Genomic DNA, 673 nt, shown 5'->3' on the forward strand with positions numbered 1-673 from the left:
TCCTCGAACAAGGCAACCGCCGTGTCCATGTGCGGGGAATGGAAGGCGTGCGAGACCGCCAGACGCTTCACCCGCACCCCCTCCCGCCGGAAGCGCTCGGCGAGTTCGGCGGGCGCGTCCGCGGCGCCGGACACCACGACCGCGGCAGGACCGTTGACCGCGGCCAGCGACACCCTGCCCGCGAAATCGGCGACCGCCGCAGCGACCTCGACCGCGGGAGCGGCGATCGCGATCATCGCCCCGCCCTCGCGGGCGGCCTGCATCAGCCGGCCCCGCACCGCCACCAGCCGGCACGCGTCCGCCAGCGAGAACACCCCCGCGACATAGGCGGCCGTCACCTCGCCCACCGAATGCCCGATCACCGCATCCGGCCGCACCCCCCACGACGACACCAGAGCGAACAACGCCGACTCCACCGCGAACAACGCCGCCTGCGTGAACTGCGTCCGCTCCAACAACCCCGCCTCAACGCTGCCCGCCTCCGCGAACACCAACTCCTTCAGCGAACGCCCCAGTTCCACGTCCAGATGCGCGCACGCCGCGTCGAAGGCCCGCGCGAACACCGGGAACGCCGCATACAACTCCCGCCCCATCCCCGGGCGCTGACTGCCCTGCCCGGAGAACATCACCGCAAGCCCGCCCGCACCCGTGGCGCGGCCCCGCACCACGTCCG

General features: G+C 73.0%; 1 protein-coding gene. It reads right to left on the bottom strand.

Features of this window, described 5'->3' with window-relative positions:
• Positions 1 to 673, bottom strand: a 673-nt coding sequence (locus OO70_RS50505) for an acyltransferase domain-containing protein (RefSeq protein ID WP_158711688.1), incomplete at both ends; no start/stop codon positions are given.

It is taken from the genome of Streptomyces xylophagus (assembly GCF_000716435.1).
Classification (GTDB): Bacteria; Actinomycetota; Actinomycetes; order Streptomycetales; family Streptomycetaceae; genus Streptomyces; species Streptomyces xylophagus.